11 protein-coding genes are annotated in these 15765 nt (G+C 41.3%); 9 read left to right on the top strand and 2 right to left on the bottom strand.

Translation table 11 applies throughout. The features are described 5' to 3' along the window. Positions 1-178: 178 nt before the first annotated feature. The 3 genes from HMPREF1528_RS13160 (at position 179) to HMPREF1528_RS08645 (ending at position 6106) form a co-directional block, all read left to right on the top strand. A complete protein-coding gene (locus tag HMPREF1528_RS13160) occupies positions 179-499 on the top strand; it encodes a DUF6660 family protein (protein WP_084667263.1) in 321 nt (106 codons plus the stop codon). Between the two features lie 85 nt (positions 500-584). Further along, positions 585-4916: a CusA/CzcA family heavy metal efflux RND transporter gene (locus HMPREF1528_RS08650; protein ID WP_016479452.1), complete on the top strand. Its 4332-nt coding sequence runs from the start codon at positions 585-587 to the stop codon at positions 4914-4916. A 5-nt stretch (positions 4917-4921) separates the two neighbouring features. Beyond that, entirely contained in the window at positions 4922-6106 is a 1185-nt protein-coding gene (locus HMPREF1528_RS08645; RefSeq protein ID WP_009411030.1) for an efflux RND transporter periplasmic adaptor subunit, read from the top strand. An 870-nt stretch (positions 6107-6976) separates the two neighbouring features. Here HMPREF1528_RS08645 and HMPREF1528_RS08640 read toward each other — a convergent pair. Beyond that, on the bottom strand, positions 6977-8212 hold the full coding sequence (locus HMPREF1528_RS08640; protein ID WP_016479451.1) for a site-specific integrase: 1236 nt from the start codon (positions 8210-8212) through the stop codon (positions 6977-6979). Between the two features lie 284 nt (positions 8213-8496). On the opposite strand from HMPREF1528_RS08640, the gene HMPREF1528_RS08635 reads away from it, so the two are divergent. The 4 genes from HMPREF1528_RS08635 (at position 8497) to HMPREF1528_RS08620 (ending at position 13112) form a co-directional block, all read left to right on the top strand. Next, on the top strand, positions 8497-9402 hold the full coding sequence (locus HMPREF1528_RS08635; protein ID WP_016479450.1) for a hypothetical protein: 906 nt from the start codon (positions 8497-8499) through the stop codon (positions 9400-9402). Positions 9403-9481: 79 nt separating this feature from the next. Further along, complete coding sequence (locus HMPREF1528_RS08630; protein WP_016479449.1) at positions 9482-11332, top strand: DNA topoisomerase IV subunit B; 1851 nt, start codon at positions 9482-9484, stop codon at positions 11330-11332. Next, entirely contained in the window at positions 11329-12309 is a 981-nt protein-coding gene (locus tag HMPREF1528_RS08625) for a polyprenyl synthetase family protein (RefSeq protein WP_016479448.1), read from the top strand. Before HMPREF1528_RS08630 ends, HMPREF1528_RS08625 begins: the two co-directional genes overlap by 4 nt. Positions 12310-12377: 68 nt before the next feature. Continuing rightward, positions 12378-13112 (top strand): shikimate dehydrogenase family protein, encoded by a 735-nt coding sequence (locus tag HMPREF1528_RS08620; protein ID WP_016479447.1) that lies wholly within the window; start codon positions 12378-12380, stop codon positions 13110-13112. Between the two features lie 15 nt (positions 13113-13127). Here the strand turns inward: HMPREF1528_RS08620 and HMPREF1528_RS08615 are convergent, their stop codons facing one another. Continuing rightward, the gene (locus tag HMPREF1528_RS08615) at positions 13128-13787 is read right to left on the bottom strand and encodes a class I SAM-dependent methyltransferase (RefSeq protein WP_016479446.1); all 660 of its coding nucleotides are present in this window, start codon (positions 13785-13787) and stop codon (positions 13128-13130) included. A 157-nt stretch (positions 13788-13944) separates the two neighbouring features. On the opposite strand from HMPREF1528_RS08615, the gene HMPREF1528_RS08610 reads away from it, so the two are divergent. Together HMPREF1528_RS08610 and HMPREF1528_RS08605 are read left to right on the top strand one after the other, a co-directional pair. After that, positions 13945-14691, top strand: coding sequence for an electron transfer flavoprotein subunit beta/FixA family protein (locus HMPREF1528_RS08610; RefSeq protein WP_016479445.1), 747 nt, complete (start codon positions 13945-13947; stop codon positions 14689-14691). 6 nt (positions 14692-14697) lie between these two features. Beyond that, positions 14698-15648, top strand: coding sequence for an electron transfer flavoprotein subunit alpha/FixB family protein (locus HMPREF1528_RS08605; protein WP_016479444.1), 951 nt, complete (start codon positions 14698-14700; stop codon positions 15646-15648). The last annotated feature ends 117 nt before the right edge of the window (positions 15649-15765 follow it).

Genomic DNA, 15765 nt, shown 5'->3' with positions numbered 1-15765 from the left:
TACAACATCTTGACAATATAACCAAAAAAATTTACCTTTGCACCCGCAGACGTGCAGCAACGCACGTCTGCGTGGAGCTGGTAATGTGTCAGATGTGTTATTTTTAATTATGTAGTAGAATGCGACAAAATCAAAAAATTTTATCAGATTGAAAAAAAAATGTATCTTTGCTCCCAATATGAGATTTTTCACCTTCATACTTAGCTTATATCTGTTGGCACTCACTGGGCTGCCTTGTACGGATATGCTTGAAGGTGAGGAGTCTTCAGCTTCTTATGAATTTGTAACAGCCCCAACTGGGGAAGACTCTCATTTTCATTTGGATAGCTGTTCACCTTTCTGCATTTGCACTTGCTGCCAAATGGTAATCAGCACGCCCACTACTTATGAGGCCTTAACCATTGCTCAAGCCACCGCAACCATTCCCTCCTATAGCTATCCCCTGACCGTATGGTCTTCGAACTACTATGGGAATATCTGGACTCCTCCCAAGATATAGTCTTTTCTTTCTTCATCTCAAGTGATTGTTCATTAGTCATCTCACCCATCATTAGTCATTAACTAATCATTAATTCTTATTAGAAATGTTAGACAAAATCATACTATTTAGCATCAAAAATAAGCTATTTGTAGGATTCATGACCCTTATGCTTATTTTTTGGGGCGTATGGAGTGCTACAAGGCTCCCCATTGATGCCGTTCCAGATATTACTAACAACCAAGTACAAATCATCACCTCTACCCCTACTTTGGCCTCACAAGAGGTAGAGCAACTGGTTACTTTTCCTATTGAGCAAGCCATCGCCAATATTCCTGGGCTGGAGGAAACACGCAGTATTTCCCGCTTTGGCCTCTCGGTCATCACAGCCGTCTTTAGCGAGGATATGGACATCTACTTTGCCCGCCAGCTAGTCAATGAAAAGCTCAAGGAGGCACAGGAGCAAATCCCTCAAGGCATAGGCTCGCCCGAACTCTCACCCGTGAGTACCGGACTGGGGGAGGTATATCAGTATATCATTCGCCCTACGGAACAGAGCAAAAACAAATATTCCGCCAAAGACCTCCGCACCATGCAGGACTGGATCGTGGCTCGCCAACTCTATGGTACCAAAGGAATAGCCGAAATCAACAGCTTTGGAGGCGAACTCAAGCAGTATGAGGTGGTTATAGACCCCGATCGCCTCCGTGCCATGGGGGTGAGTGTCAGTGATATTTTCACTGCTTTGGAGCAGAACAACCAAAATACAGGAGGTGCCTATATCGACAAGCGCCCCAATGCCTACTTTATCCGAGGAATAGGCATGGCTCGCTCCCTTGAAGACATAGGCAATATAGCCGTAGGCAAGCACACTCCTCCCCTCTTTATCAAGCATGTAGCCGAGGTACGCTTGGGCAGTGCCCTCCGCTATGGTGCCCTTAGCTATAATGGCGAGGTGGATGCCGTAGGTGGGGTAGTGATGATGCTCAAGGGCGAAAACAGCCACGAGGTAGTCAGTCGTATCAAAGAAAAACTGCCCACCATACAGCAATCCCTACCTGAAGATGTAGTGATAGAGCCATTCTTAGACCGCACGGACTTGGTACAACGCGCCATCCATACAGTAGAGAAAAACCTCTTAGAGGGGGCGCTGATTGTCATCTTCATCTTAGTACTTTTCTTAGGGAACCTGCGTGCCGGACTGATTGTTGCCACGGCCATTCCGCTCTCCTTGCTCTTTGCCTTAGGAATGATGAACCTCTTTGGAGTAAGTGCCAACCTGATGAGCTTGGGAGCGATAGATTTCGGAATTATCGTAGATGGATCGGTTATCGTGGTAGAAGCAGTGATGCACCACTTGGCGATCCGAAAGAACCACCAACGACTTACCCAAGCACAAATGGATGAGGAGGTATTCCATTCCGCTTCCAAAATACGCAGTAGTGCCGCCTTCGGAGAGATTATCATCCTGATGGTGTATATTCCCATTCTTACCTTGGTAGGAGTAGAGGGCAAGATGTTCCGCCCTATGGCACAAACCGTCGTCTTTGCTATTTTGGGTGCCCTGATCCTTTCCCTGACTTATATCCCTGCCATGAGCGCTTTGCTCCTACCTAAAACAGTAAGTGACAAGCGCAGTTTTGCCGAGCGAATGATAAGCTGGCTCTACCGTCACTACCAACCGCTCTTTGTCCGTTCTATCCGCCTTAGGGGATGGATAATAGGCAGTACCGTGGTACTGTTCGTTCTTGCGGTAGGCATTTTCAGCCGTATGGGAGGTGAGTTTATTCCACAACTACAAGAAGGCGATTTTGTTTTTGAATGTATTCTGCCACCGGGCACTTCCCTGAAGCAGAGCTTGGAGACTTCCATGCAGGCCTCTCGCCTGATTCGTGAGTTCGACGAGGTGAAAATGGTGATAGGCAAAACAGGTTCTGCCGAAATACCTACCGACCCTATGCCGCTGGAAGCCTCCGATATTGTGATCGTACTCAAGAGCCAAGACCAATGGAAAAGTGGTCGCTCCTATGAGGAATTAGGAGATGCCATCATTGAGCGGCTCAAGGATATTCCTGGGGTCTTCTTTGAGAAAAGCCAGCCTATACAAATGCATTTCAACGAATTGATGACAGGTGTCAGACAGGATGTAACGATAAAAATCTTTGGAGAAAACATGGATACCCTCGCCCACTACGCCCAAAGAGTAAGCCAACTTATCCAGAAAACAGAAGGTGCTACCGCCCCACAGGTCGAAAAAGTAAGCGGACTTCCGCAAATCAATGTTACTTACGATCGGGTACGCTTGGCCAACTACGGACTTTCGGTGCAAGAGGTCAATGAGGTACTCAGTACCGCCTTTGCTGGTAAGAAGGCTGGGGTTGTCTTCGAGAACGAACGAAGGTTCGACCTTGTGGTACGCCTCGATAGCCTCCATCGTACCGGAATTGACGATGTACAGCATATGATGGTAGCTACCGAAAATGGGCAGGTGCCGATGAGCCAATTGGCCACTATCAAATATGAATTAGGCCCCGCACAAGTAAGCCGTGAAGCAGGCAAGCGCCGTATCGTCATTGGCTTCAACGTGCAAGGGCGCGATGTGCAGAGTGTGGTGAGTGATATAGAACAAAAATTAAAGGGCGTAAAGCTCCCTACGGGCTATTACTTTACCTATGGCGGTCAGTTTGAGAACCTACAACAAGCCACCGACCGACTGCTCATAGCCGTGCCTGTAGCCCTACTTTTAATATTTTTCTTGTTATACCTTGCTTTCCACTCTATAAAACAATCATTGCTCATCTTTAGCGCTATCCCGATGAGTGCCATTGGGGGCGTATTTGCCTTGCTTCTTCGGGGAATGCCTTTTAGTATTAGTGCGGGTATTGGTTTTATCGCGCTCTTTGGGGTAGCAGTGCTCAACGGTATAGTGCTTATTGGCACTTTCAACCAGCTGAAAAAAGAAGGAATGACCAACCTTTTGCATCGCGTGATTACGGGTACCGAAATGCGTTTACGCCCTGTGCTAATGACGGCTATGGTGGCGAGCTTAGGTTTCCTACCTATGGCACTCAGTCAAGGAGCAGGAGCAGAAGTACAACGCCCCTTAGCTACAGTGGTTATTGGGGGGTTAGTATCGGCTACCTTCCTCACCCTCTTCGTGCTTCCGTTGCTTTACATCGCTTTCAATAGTACCTTTTCTTGGCGCCGTCCTTCAGCTAAAGTACTCACGATAGCCCTATTGCTTATCAGTCCTATAGCGCTACACGCTCAGCAGTCTTACTCGCTACAAGAAATAGAGCAAATAGCCCTTAAGAACAATGGAGTGATTAAGGCAGCACAACTCAAGCTACAAGGAGCAAGTGCTAAAGAGCGAACCTCTTTTGAATTGGCTAAAACAGACTTTACAGGGCAATACGGGCAGTACAGCAGTGCTGAAAAAGACCTTTCAGTAGGTGTATCACAATCTATTCCTTTGCCTACAGTATTTGCTGCTCGCAAAAAGCTCTATCAAGCAGAGACACAATTACAACAAGGGCAATTAGCCCTTCAGCAGAATGAACTGAAGCGGCAAGTGCGCAACGCATATCAGCAATTGCAATATTTGACTTTTAAAGAGGAACAGCTCTTGCAGCTTGATAGTCTCTACAATAATTTTATTCGCATTGCTGAAGTACGCTATAAAGCAGGGGATACCAAGAAGATAGATATTAACACTGCCCAAGTGAAGAAAGGAGAAATAAGTTTGTTACTTCAACAGAACAAAACTATACAACAAGCTACCTATCGCAACTTGCGTACGTTAATGCAAACAGAAGAAGCATTTACCATTACCAAGCCGCCCGTGTATGAGCCTTTGTTACTCAGTGAGCCTTCGGATGTACAACTCTCTCAGCACCCTTTGGTACAACTCAGCTATCAAGAAGCAAACATAGCTGAGCACAACAAACGTCTAGAGCGTGCCCAAGCCCTGCCCGACCTTACATTGGGCTATACCAATCAGTCTCTTATAGGAATGCAAACCATTGGAGGGGTAGAGACCTATACTGATAGAAGTAAACGTTTTCACTTTGCCACCATAGGGCTTTCAGTTCCTATTTTTACCGCTATCCGTGCCAAGGTGAAAGCTTATAAATATCAGAAAGAAGCAGCTATAGAAGCAGCTCAACAAACAGAAAAACAGCTTAAAACTCAATGGATAAATCTGCAAGAGGAATACCAACTGAATTTGCAAAAATATCAGTTTTACAAACAAGAAGCGCTACCTGAAGCCGAGCGCATTATCCGAGCCAATCAGTTAGGGTATAGCGCAGGTGAAATAAGCTATGTGGAGTACCTTTACACCCTACAGACAGCCGTAGATACCCGCTTGGCATACCTTGAGAGTATCGAGGCGCTTAATCAAAAAGTAATAGAAATACAATCCCTTTTAAACCAGTAAAACAAATGAAAAAATATGGTATAAAAATCGCTTTTATCCTTATAGGAATTAGTCTATCAGCCTGCAATGGCACTCCTACAACTACCAATAATCAAAAGCTCGAAGAGCGCGAAGAACACCACGAAGAAGGAGGCAACCTCACCACCCTTACCCAAGCTCAAATCCAAACTGTAGATATTCGTTTGGGACATATAGAAGAAAAAGCTCTTGCCGCTACCCTCAAAGCCAATGGAATACTGAGCGTGCCTGCCGACCATCAGGCGAAGGTATCGACTGTATATGCGGGGATTATCAAGAGCGTAAAGGTAGAGATAGGCAGTTATGTGCAAAAAGGGCAAGTAATCGCTACTGTTTCTAACCCAGAATTCTTGCAACAACAACAGCGCTTGCTCACCGTTAATGGTCAGATAGAACTTGCTAAACAAGAACTTGACCGTCAGCAAACCCTCTATGAAGGGAATGCTGGTACTGGTAAGAACCTACAAGCCGCTACTACTCAGCTACGCACTCTCCGTACCGAAAAAGCTTCGCTTGAAGAACAAATACGCCTAATGGGCTTAAACCCTCAAACACTCACCGATAAGGGAATGCAATCTACTTTGGCGATAGTGGCTCCTATTAGTGGGAATATCAGTGCGGTATATACTAACAAAGGGGCTTATATAGATGCCTCCACCCCTATTGTGGAAATCATCGACAACAGTTCGCTACACCTGCACTTGCAAGTGTATGAGCGTGACTTGCCTTACATTAAGGTAGGACAACAAGTGCACTTCAACCCTACCAATAACACCTCTCGCGAATATGATGCCCAAGTGTATAACATTGCGGCTTCGTTTGAAAACGAAAGCAAAAGCATCATTGTACATTGCCACGTAGAGGGTGACAAACAAGGGCTCATCAATGGAATGAATGTAACAGGGGTTATCAGTCTTGACAAACAAACGACCCCTGCTGTACCTAACGAGGCTATCGTAGAGGATGCTGGTAAATCCTACATTTTTCTGGTAACCCAAACTTCGGATAAAGAAACCTCTTTTGAGAAAGTGGAGGTAGTAAAAGGAGCTTCCGAAAGTGGGTATACTGCCATTGCCCCTGTAAAACCTATAGCCCCCGAACAGACTATTGCCACCAAAGGAGCATTCTTTATCAACGCAACCTTAGTAAATGCTGGAAAAGATAGTGATTAGAATTGGTAATGTATCGGATATATTATTAAAATTTTATTACATTAGAAATACAATAAAAATATAAAAGTAAAAAACCACGACTTCGGAGTGTGTTTTAATCCCTGCAAGGGCAAGTGGTTTTGAGGTGCCTACACGCCTAATGCGTGCCTCAAAACACAACTTGCTCTGTTCCGGTGAACAGAAAATTCTCCCTAAAGGTCAAATTTTAATTAACCATAAGAAAAGAAGATAAATACTACAAGCTCATAAAGTGATTTAGGGCATATTAGCAATATATTTAATCACTTACTTACAGAGTTATTTACAATTCTATGTAAAGCTATATGTATATTTGTACATTACTTTGCATTCACGCATCAAAGCAAGCAAGTATGTACGAAGGTAAAAACGTAATTAGGTAGCTACATAGTTTGAAATTTTTATTCGACAATGGGAGGAAAAGCGGTATTCGTTTCAAAAAACAATCTGTAAGAAGCGGCATTTTTCTCATATTTGACATTTTTTTTATTCGCTTAAAGGTCGGAATGAGCTGGTTTCGTTTCGAGTGCCATAAAAGGTCTGTGTTTAGCTTCTGCAAGGTTTTTCAAAAAAATACTACCCGCAGGACAACGGACAAGGGCTGGAGATTTTTTTGAAAACCCATCGGGCTTGACCTTGCAAGAAGCGTTAAGAACACAGAAATACCTTTGCACTCGAACAACGAACCGCCATTACGTGCCTTAAGTGTTTAAAACAGGGAAAATAGGTAAGCCTTAATAACACTCTTATCTTTGTCAGATAGCTTTCTGTAAGGCAACAAAAAAATCCATTGACACATCTCTTTTTGAAATGTTATCAATGGATTTCTAATTTTTAAAAGACACTGAGAAGCTATCCTATCTTTAAGTTTTTTAATCGTTCGGCAGCAATTTCCATATCCTTGCTGATTTTTTCATTGGTGATTTTAGCATAAATCTGGGTGGTTTTGATATTCTTATGTCCCATCATCTTGCTAACACTTTCCAAGGGAACCCCTTCTGTTAAGAACAGAGTACCAAAGGTATGGCGTGCCCAGTGAAATGAAATGGGTTTTTCACGAATGATGTTGCAATCTTTCATCATCTTTTTAATCAGGAGGTTGCAATTAGCATTGGAGGGTGTAGGAAATAGTGCCTCTGTACGAGTCGTACCCTCATATTTTTCAATAATTTTCTCGGCTATATCTAACAGACGTACATTACAGGGCACATCGGATTTCTGACGGCGTTTGATAAGCCATTTGTTGCCGTCAAAGAACGATTGTAAGTGACTTTTCTTGAGCTGCTTGATGTCAATGTAAGAGAAGCCTGTAAAGCAACTAAAAACAAATAGGTCTCGTACTAATTCAACAGAAGCACTCTTAGGGTGATATTGCAGAAGAGCTTCTACTTCCTCTCTAAGCAAATAGCCTCTGTCTTTCTCCTCCATAGAACTTATATAATTCTTAAAAGGATTACGATAGATGATACCCTTGTCTATGGCTATTTCTACCATTTTACAAAGGGGCATCATATAAACCCATATTGTGTTGTGAGTAAGACTTTTATTAACTCTAAGATAGAAGTCAAAATCGTTGATAAAGTCTTCTGTAAGCTCTTTGAAAGAAATATCACTTCTGTGGTATTTGTACTGGATAAACTCGCTCAAATGAGTGTATACATTTTCGTATTTGTTAAGCGTACTGTAACTTCTAACACCTTTTTCTACCATCAGGGCAAAGTCTTCTTTGAACTTCTCATAGACTTTTAGCAAGGAATCTTCCATTACTCCTATGCCTAGAAAAGTAGCTTTTAGCTTCTGAGCAGTAACCACTCCCTCGTACTTCATCAACTCCTCATAATGAGTAATGATACGTGAGCGAATCTCTTCCAGCTTGCGATTAAGTTGGGTAGCTTCTTCTGTTTTACCTGTTACCCTTCCGTACTTCAAATCCCATTTCTGTGGAAGGATTTCAAGTTTGGTACTAAACTGAGCTACCTGATTGTCAATGGTAATACGCCCCATAATAGCAACCTTACCGTTCTTCTTTGGGGCATTCTTTTTAAGGTAAAACAATACCTTAAAGGTTGAGCGTTTTACTTTTTTCATACTCTAATTTTTTAATTTGCGAAAGTACTTTTTATCAAGTTACTGTACAATATGAAAAAAGGTGTAAAACACTGAAATATAACCTATTAATAAAAAATATTTTTCAGTATGGTAGGTAACGATTTAGAAACCTAATTTTGAAAAAACCTATCTAAAACATCTAAGACTCTGTCTTCTCTTATCTTCCTGTCAAAAAATTAATCCTCTTTGTATGAGCTAATTACATTATTTTTTGTAGTTTTGCTTTTTATTCGTAATTTTGCAGAAAAAATAACAATATACTTATGGACTTTTTAACAGGAAAAACACTATCCGACACTATTTACGATACCCTTTTTAAGGCGGAAAAGGAGCTTATTATCATTTCGCCTTATATTCAGCTGGGAGATTACCTCAAAGACAATGTTTTTAAACAGCTTTTAAACAACACCAAACTGCATATACTCATTGGGTTTGGCAAAAGTACCTCTAATGGAGAAGAAAATTGTAAGCGTGAAGATATTGAGTACTTCTTGGGGTTCCCGAATATCACAATGGTGTATATTCCACAGTTACACGGACAATATTATGCCAACGAAAAGCAATCGGTAATTACCTCTATGAACCTTTTGGATTACTCGCTGGAAAACAAGGTAGAGTTTGGCGTACTCGCCGAAAAAGCCCTCACCGACCTTGTAAACAAAAACAACTTCTTCGAGACTTCCAAAAACACCATTATGAGTGTACTCGACAGCGGTTACACTATCTTTGCCAAACGTCCTAACTACAACAAGAAGTTTTTAGGTCTGGCGAAAGACTATGTAGGCTCTACCGTGCATTTGGATTTGGTAGACGATGTATTGTCCAACAGAGAGGTGAAGCCTATCCGCTACTCCTCTTTTGTGCCCGAAAACTACGTAAATGCTGAGAACAGACCACTTGCAGAACGCGAGCCTTCCCCTGAAAGAGCTATAGAAACCGAAACACCTCAGGAAAATGCCGTACAAGAAGAGAAAAAAGGGCACTGTATCCGTTGTAATACCGCTATTCCTTTTGACCCTTCGAAGCCTTTGTGCGACAGCTGTTATGAAGCGTGGGTGAAGTTCGGCAACCGTTTCTACGAAGAGAAGTACTGCCATTGCTGTGGAGAGGAGAAGAAAGTAACGGTAGCGACACCTTTATGTTATAATTGTTTTTCAAAACAATTGTAAGCAAAGGAGACAGATATTTATTTTTTGGATATGAATAATTTTTAATACTTTTACACATCTAAAAACGAAAGTAAACTTTATGGAAGAAATTAGATATGACGAGGATAGTATCCGCTCTTTGGACTGGCAAGAACACATTCGCACGCGCCCTGGTATGTATATCGGGAAGCTGGGCGATGGCTCTTCAGCCGACGACGGTATTTACATTCTTCTCAAAGAGGTCATCGATAACTGTATAGACGAGTTCGTGATGGGAGCTGGTAAGACCATCGACGTAAAAATCACCGATAACCAAGTAGAAGTACGCGACTATGGGCGCGGTATCCCCTTAGGAAAGGTAGTAGATGTAGTATCGAAAATGAATACGGGAGGTAAGTACGACTCTCGAGCTTTTAAGAAATCTATCGGACTCAATGGGGTGGGTACAAAAGCTGTGAATGCTCTTTCTACCTACTTCAAAGTGGAATCGGTGCGCGATGGTCAATGCAAATCGGCTATTTTTGAGAGAGGTCTGCTAAAAGAAGAAAGCGCCATTGAGGAAAGCCAGAAAAGGCGCGGTACCAGCGTAACTTTTATTCCAGACGACACTATCTTTAAGAACTTCAAGTTCCGTAATGAGTATGTGGTACGTATGCTCAAAAACTACGTATACCTCAACCCAGGACTTACTATCAACTACAATGGTGAAAAGTACTATTCTGAAAACGGACTCAAAGACCTCCTCACCGAAAACAACAATGAAGAGGATTTTCTTTACCCTATCATTCACCTTAGAGGTGAAGATATTGAGATTGCCATATCTCACAGCAAAACTCAGTACAGCGAAGAGTATTACTCTTTTGTAAACGGTCAGAACACTACACAAGGGGGTACGCACCTCAACGCTTTCAAAGAGGCTTATGTAAAGACCATTCGCGACTTCTATAAAAAGAACTATGATGCCTCCGATGTCCGTAAGTCTATCATCGCGGGTCTCTCAATCAAAGTGATGGAACCTGTGTTTGAGAGCCAGACGAAAACCAAGCTCGGCTCTACCGAAATGGGAGAAGGAATGCCTTCCGTACGCACCTATATCAATGATTTCATCAGTCGCCACTTAGATGATTTCCTACATAAAAACCCTGAGATATCCGATGCGCTACAACGGAAGATTATGCAGGCACAACGCGAACGTGAAGACTTGGCAGGTATTCGTAAATTAGCCAAAGAAAGAGCTAAAAAAGCAAGCTTACACAACCGTAAACTACGCGACTGTCGCGTGCACCTCACCGATACCAAAGACGATCGTGCCCTACAAAGTACCTTGTTCATTACTGAGGGAGATTCAGCTTCGGGATCTATTACCAAATCGCGTGATGTAACCACACAAGCCGTTTTCTCACTACGTGGTAAACCTTTGAATACCTACGGAATGAGTAAGAAAATAGTATATGAAAATGAAGAGTTCAACCTATTACAAGCCGCCCTAAATATTGAAGACTCTATGGACGACCTTCGCTACAATAACATCGTGGTAGCCACCGATGCTGATGTAGACGGTATGCACATTCGTCTTTTGCTTATCACTTTCTTTTTACAGTTCTTCCCCGAAATCATCAAAGAAGGGCACTTATATATACTGCAAACACCTCTATTCCGTGTGCGCAACAAAACACAAAAAATATATTGTTACAGCGAAGAAGAAAAGGAAGCAGCCATAGACAAGTTAAAGGGCAAACCTGAGATTACTCGTTTTAAAGGATTGGGAGAAATTTCTCCCGATGAGTTTAAAGATTTTATAGGAGAAGATATACGCTTAGACCCTGTAATGATGGACAAAACTATCCATACTGAACAGCTCTTGGAATTCTATATGGGCAAAAACACTCCTGACCGTCAAGAGTTTATCATCAATAATCTAAAAGTAGAAATTGATAACTTCGAGCAATGAAGATAACAGCTCAAATAAAAGAACCTATCCGTGAAGAAATGGAACTTTTTGAACAGAAGTTCCGTAGCTCGATGTCGTCTAAGGTTGCCTTGCTGAATCGTATTACCTACTATATTGTAAACCGCAAAGGCAAGCAAATGCGACCGATGTTTGTGTTCTTAGTAGCCAAGATGGTATCGGGAGGTAAGGTGAGCGAACGCACCTATCGGGGAGCATCGGTAATAGAGCTCATACACACTGCTACCCTTGTACACGATGATGTAGTGGACGACAGCAACAAGCGCCGAGGGTTCTTCTCAATCAATGCCTTATGGAAAAACAAAATAGCTGTATTGGTAGGTGATTACCTACTTTCTAAAGGCTTACTACTCTCTATAGACAATGGTGATTTCGACTTATTGCGCATTATCTCGGTAGCCGTACGTGAAATGAGTGAAGGTGAACTCTTGCAGATAGAAAAAGCTCGCCGGTTAGATATTGTAGAAGAGGTGTACTACGAGATTATCCGTCAGAAAACCGCGACGCTTATAGCCGCTTGTTGTGCGATGGGAGCTTGTTCGGTACAGCCAGAACAAACCGAAGTGATAGATAAAATGCGACTCTTTGGCGAATACATAGGAATGGCTTTCCAAATAAAAGACGACCTCTTTGATTATACTGAAGACGCAATTGGCAAACCTACGGGTATAGATATTAAAGAACAAAAAATGACCCTACCACTTATTTATGTACTTAATATTTGTTCCGAAGAAGAAAAACAATGGCTTATCAATTCGGTAAAAAAATACAACAAAGACAAAAAACGCGTAAAGGAAGTAATTGAATTTGTAAAGAATCATAAAGGGCTAGAATACGCTACGACTAAAATGAAAGAGTTCCAACAAAAAGCCCTAAATATATTGGATGAATTCCCAGTCTCACCTTATAAAGAAGCCTTAACCCTAATGGTAAATTACGTGATTGATAGGAAAATTTAAGTTAGGTAAGAGATAACATTCAGTATAGATAATATGTATAGTTTATCTATTAAAAAAAGCGTTTTCTTATGACAACTTTTGCTCTTGTGGGTCGTAATATTGGCTATTCTTTTTCTCAAAAATATTTCACTGAGAAATTTAAACGAGAAGGTATTAATGATTGTGAATATATCAATTTTGATATACAAGATCTCAATGAATTACCCGCTCTCTTAAAAAGCACTCCCAATTTACGAGGAATGAATGTTACCATTCCGTATAAGCGAGAAGTAATAAAGCTACTTACTACCGTTGATGCTACTGCACAAGCCATTGGAGCTGTGAATACTATAAAAGTTACCCCTGATGGACTCGTCGGTTATAATACCGACTACTATGGCTTTAGCAAATCATTATCTCTCTTATTGCAACCAGAGCATACTCACGCTCTTATCTTAGGCACGGGAGGTGCATCGAGTGCTGTTGCTTATGCACTCAAGCAACTAAATATTGATTATCGTTTTGTATCCCGCACACCACAGATAAATCAGTTTACTTACGCAGAACTTACCAAAGAGATTATAGAAAATTATCACCTTATTATTAACTGTACTCCTTTAGGTACATTTCCTAATATTAACGACTGTCCTCCTATTCCTTATCAGTATCTCACTCCTGAGCACTTACTTTATGACCTTATTTATAATCCTTCACAAACTATATTTCTACACAGAGGAGAAAAGCAGGGAGCTATTATTTGTAATGGGCAACTAATGTTAGAACTTCAAGCTGAAAAAGCGTGGGAAATATGGAATGAAGAATAAAAAGCAGAGAGGTTTTTATTTTTCTCCCATCATTATGCAATAAGGACGACGTATTTTCTTGCCACTCTTAGAAACAAGTGTTTCTTCAAAAGTATACTCTTTGATATTCTTAAACCCTATGCGTGATAGTATTTTTCGCATTTCAAGAACGGTATAAAACTTAAATCCCACTTGTGCAAAAGGAGCTTTCTCACCTACTGACTTGTCAATAAAAGTAATCACTACCTTTCCCATAGGCTTGAGCAACTGATAAATATTGCGATAATAGCGAGTAGGGCTTTTGAGAAAGTAAAGTGTATTGACTGAAAAGCAAACATCAAAAAGTATATTAAACTCAAGTCTCTCATCGGGTTGTACTTGCAGAAAAGAAACAGATTGTTGCGCTACCAATTCGGGATTGCTTACAGCAGCCTCAGTTATCATTTCCGCAGAAGTTTCTACTCCTGTATAGTGAATGGTTGGCTCTTTTTCAAATAAATAAGGTAAATGGCTGGCATTGCCGAAGCCAATTTCTAAAACATTGCTATTGGGCAAAAGTGATAAACAATCAATAGTATTGAAAATCATAGTGCGATTGGAAAAGAAAGCATATTCACCTACTTCTTTTGCATATATTCCGCTGGGGCAACGCAATAACTGCCCTAAAAGTTGCATATCGGTTACTGGAGGATTCATTATTTCTATTTAGTATTTCAAATAGTTAGACGGCAAAGGTACATTTTTTTCGCATAATAGTTTGCACAGTTATACAAAAGGAAGTACTTTTACCGCTTCAAAAATAACCACCTTTTGGTTATTAATATATCATTTTAATTATATTATCTATAAGATTATGAAGATATTAGTATGTATCAGTAGCGTCCCCGACACTACTTCGAAAATAAAATTTACTGATGAAAATAAGAAGTTTGACCCTACAGGAGTGCAGTTTATCATCAATCCTAACGATGAATTCTGCCTCACTAAGGCAATCTTACTTAAAGAAAAGTTAGGCGCTACTATCACCCTTGTGAATGTAGGCACCCAAGAAACAGAACCCGTATTGCGCAAGGCTTCCGCCATTGGTGCTGACGATATTATCCGTATTGATGCCACTCCTACTGATGCTTTTTTTGTAGCTACTCAGTTGGCTAAGGTAGCTAAAGAGGGAAATTACGACCTTATCATTACAGGAAAGGAGTCTATTGATTATAACGGCGGAATGGTGGGAGGATTTTTGGCAGGATTACTAAATCTACCCTTTATCAACAAATGCATAGGTTTAGATATCAATGGGACAGAAGTAACAGCTGAACGAGAAATAGACGGCGGTAAGGAAAAACTCTCCGCAACTCTTCCGTTAGTAATTGCAGGACAAAAAGGACTCACCCAAGAGAAAGACCTTCGTATACCAAATATGCGCAACCTAATGGCAGCTCGCACTAAAGTAATTACCGTGTTGCCTGCTGAAAATACAGATACGAGAGTAACAACCATAGGTTTTGAGAAACTTCCTGCCAAAAAACCTGTAAAAATGGTATCGGCTGATGATTTAGATACTCTTATCGATTTATTACACAACGAAGCTAAAGTAATTTAATAAAAAATGTCCATACTCATATATATAGATTCCGAAAACGGAAAAGTAAAGAAAAGTAGTTATGAAGTGGCTACTTATGCCAAAACTCTTGCTCAGAAACAAAATACCAAAATAGTAGCAGTAACTATCAACATTGATAATCCTGAAATGTTAGGCACTTATGGTATTGATAAAGTATTGAACGTAGCCGATGAAAAGCTACAACACTTTTCGGCGAAGGCTGTAGCACAAATATTACAACAGGTAGTGAAGAAAGAAGGGAGTACAACGGTGCTTTTCAGCGCCTCGTCGCAAGCCAAGAATATTGCCCCTTTATTAGCCACTTCTTTACAAGCAGGTTATGTACCTAACGCCATTTCACTCCCTGAAAACGATTTTACTATTAAGAGTAATGCCTTTTCTAACAAAGCCGTAAGTTTAAACAAAATCACAACAGCTATAAAAATAGTAGGATTAGCTCCTAATGCCTTCGGAGTAAAAGAAAATCCTACTCCGGCAATTGTAGAACCCTTCTCCCCTACCCTTTCAGATAGTGATTTCGATATAAAGATAATCGCTACCGAGAAGGCTACAGGAAAAGTACCGTTAGACGATGCCTCTATTGTGGTATCAGGAGGACGCGGACTAAGAGCCGCCGAGAATTGGCACATAATCGAAGATCTTGCCGAAGTACTCGGCGCTGCCACCGCTTGTTCTAAGCCTGTTGCCGATATGGGTTGGCGTCCACACGCTGAGCACGTAGGACAAACAGGGAAACCCGTTGCGCCTAACTTGTATATTGCCATTGGCATTTCAGGGGCTATACAACACTTGGCGGGGGTTAATGCCTCAAAAGTAAAGCTGGTTATCAACACCGATGCCGAGGCTCCTTTCTTTAAAGCTGCCGATTACGGCGTGGTAGGCGATGCTTTTGAAGTTGTTCCCAAGCTTATAGAAAAACTAAAAGCTAAACTTTAATATTTGTAATAACTTTTCACGGCTGGGAAATGCCCAAGAAACTGTGAAGATTTACAACAAATACAAAGAATACTATGCAGATGGCAAGAGAGACTTTTCAATAAACTAAACTGATGA

The organism is Capnocytophaga sp. oral taxon 336 str. F0502 (assembly GCF_000411575.1).
GTDB classification, from domain to species: Bacteria; Bacteroidota; Bacteroidia; order Flavobacteriales; family Flavobacteriaceae; genus Capnocytophaga; species Capnocytophaga ochracea.
This window is presented reverse-complemented; position numbering and strand designations above follow the sequence as displayed.

Excerpts from the sequence above, each read along its gene's own strand:
- HMPREF1528_RS13160 (WP_084667263.1), top strand. The coding sequence starts at position 179 with ATGAGATTTTTCACCTTCATACTTAGCTTATATCTGTTGGCACTCACT.
- HMPREF1528_RS08650 (WP_016479452.1), top strand. The coding sequence starts at position 585 with ATGTTAGACAAAATCATACTATTTAGCATCAAAAATAAGCTATTTGTA.
- HMPREF1528_RS08645 (WP_009411030.1), top strand. The coding sequence starts at position 4,922 with ATGAAAAAATATGGTATAAAAATCGCTTTTATCCTTATAGGAATTAGT.
- HMPREF1528_RS08640 (WP_016479451.1), bottom strand. The coding sequence starts at position 8,212 with ATGAAAAAAGTAAAACGCTCAACCTTTAAGGTATTGTTTTACCTTAAA.
- HMPREF1528_RS08635 (WP_016479450.1), top strand. The coding sequence starts at position 8,497 with ATGGACTTTTTAACAGGAAAAACACTATCCGACACTATTTACGATACC.
- HMPREF1528_RS08630 (WP_016479449.1), top strand. The coding sequence starts at position 9,482 with ATGGAAGAAATTAGATATGACGAGGATAGTATCCGCTCTTTGGACTGG.
- HMPREF1528_RS08625 (WP_016479448.1), top strand. The coding sequence starts at position 11,329 with ATGAAGATAACAGCTCAAATAAAAGAACCTATCCGTGAAGAAATGGAA.
- HMPREF1528_RS08620 (WP_016479447.1), top strand. The coding sequence starts at position 12,378 with ATGACAACTTTTGCTCTTGTGGGTCGTAATATTGGCTATTCTTTTTCT.
- HMPREF1528_RS08615 (WP_016479446.1), bottom strand. The coding sequence starts at position 13,787 with ATGAATCCTCCAGTAACCGATATGCAACTTTTAGGGCAGTTATTGCGT.
- HMPREF1528_RS08610 (WP_016479445.1), top strand. The coding sequence starts at position 13,945 with ATGAAGATATTAGTATGTATCAGTAGCGTCCCCGACACTACTTCGAAA.
- HMPREF1528_RS08605 (WP_016479444.1), top strand. The coding sequence starts at position 14,698 with ATGTCCATACTCATATATATAGATTCCGAAAACGGAAAAGTAAAGAAA.